Annotated in this window: 1 protein-coding gene; it reads right to left on the bottom strand. The window is 69.0% G+C overall.

The features are described 5' to 3' along the window. Positions 1 to 85 precede the first annotated feature (85 nt). Positions 86 to 1828, bottom strand: coding sequence for a nickel-dependent hydrogenase large subunit (locus U9980_RS26265; RefSeq protein WP_322770383.1), 1743 nt, complete (start codon positions 1826 to 1828; stop codon positions 86 to 88). Positions 1829 to 1869 lie beyond the last annotated feature (41 nt).

Raw genomic sequence — 1869 nt, 5'->3', positions numbered from 1 at the left:
GTCTCCCGCCCGGGTGCCACCTTCACCGGCACGGATCCGTCTGGCGCGGATCCACCCGACACGGATCCGTCTGGCGCGGCGGCGGTCACTGGACCCGCACCCGGACGATGTCGCGGCCGTCGGCGTCGTACACGTGCGCCGCGCAGGCCATGCAGGGGTCGAACGAGTGCAGTGTGCGCAGCACCTCCAGCGGTCGCCGCGGGTCGAGCACGGGTGTGCCTACCAGGGCGGACTCGTAGGCACCCGGGTTACCCCGCTCGTCGCGGGGGCTGGCGTTCCAGGTCGTGGGGACCACGGCCTGGTAGTTGCTGATCCGTTCGTTGGTGATGACGACCCAGTGCGACAACGAGCCCCGGGGCGCCTCATGGAAGCCGACGCCGCGGGCCCGCCCGGCCGGCCACGTCGAGGGATGCCACTTGCTGGTGTCCGCGATCGTCAGATCGCCCGAGCCGACGTTGTCCCGCAGCCGGTCGAGGAGTTCCAGCGAGTACTGCGCCATCAGTTTGGTCTCCAGACCGCGGGCCAGCACCCGCCCGAGTGTCGACATCAACGCCGTGGGCGGGAGTTGGAGCCGGTCCAGCGCACCCTTTACCAGCGGCCGGATGCGGGCGTCACCCGAGGCGTAGCCGACCAGCATGCGGGCCAGCGGGCCGACCTCCACGGCGATTCCGTCGTAGCGCGGTGCCTTCAGCCACGAGTACTTCCCGTCGACGTCGAGATGGGCGAAGGGTGGCTTGGGGCCGGTGTAGTCCGGGGTGGTCTGGCCCTTCCACGGAGCAAGCGCGGCGCCCGCGCCGTGGCCCGCCTTGTCGCTCACGTTGTCGTAGCGGAACCACGAGTGGGCGACGGACTCGGCTATCCGGGCCGGGTCGAACGGTTCGACCGACGACAGGTTGGCGTCCCGGATGATCCCGCCGGGAAACAGACCGCCTGCCTGCGGTCGGCCCTTGGGCTGCGGTGCCTGGGCGAAATCCCCGAACACCATGTACGAGCCCAACCCGGCGCCGTACCTCGTCCACTCGGGGTAGCCGGCGGCTATCGCGTACAGATCAGGCAGGAACACCTTGTCGACGAAATCCAGCCCCCGCGTCAACAGTTGGGCGAGCTCCGCCAGCGTGTTGTCGTTGATCGCCTCCTGACTCGTGAGGTCGATCGGGGACGCCATGCCGCCGACGACATAGGTCTGCGGATGCGGGTTCTTGCCGCCGAGAAGCGCGTGAACCCTGACATATTCACGCTGGAAATCCAGCGCGTCAAGATAGTGACTGAATGCCAGCAGATTCAGCTCCGGGCTCAGCCGATAGGCGGGATGCCCCCAGTATCCGTTCGTGAACGGCCCGATGTTCCCGCTCGCCAGGAATGCCCCGAGCCGAGCCTGTACCGAGGCGAACAGCTTCGCGCTCGAGCGCGGATAGTCCGAGATTGACGCCGCGAGCGAGGCGGTACGCGCGGGGTCGGCCTTCAGCGCCGCGGTCGGGTCGATCCAGTCCAGCGCCTGCAGGTGGTAGAAGTGCACGACATGATCGTGGACGAACAGCGCCGCGGCGATGATCTCACGCAGCAGCCGGGCGTTGCGCGGCGGGACCGCGCCGACGGCATCCTCGACGGCCCGCACCGAGGCCAGCGCGTGCACGGTGGTGCAGACACCGCAGATCCGCTGTGCGAACAGCCAGGCGTCCCGCGGGTCCCGGCCTTCGACGATCGTCTCGATGCCGCGCCACATCGTCGAGGACGCGTACGCCTCGGTGACCCGGCCGGCGTCTACCTGCACCTCGACGCGCAGGTGACCCTCGATCCGGGTCACCGGGTCGATAACCAGCCGGCTCATATCGCCGGACCGCCTTTACCGTCGGCATCGGGTTGCGCGGC

Source organism: Protofrankia sp. Cr1, assembly GCF_963555865.1.
Taxonomy (GTDB): domain Bacteria; phylum Actinomycetota; class Actinomycetes; order Frankiales; family Frankiaceae; genus Protofrankia.
Note: the sequence above shows the minus strand (reverse complement) of the source record. Positions and strands in the feature narration are given on the sequence as shown.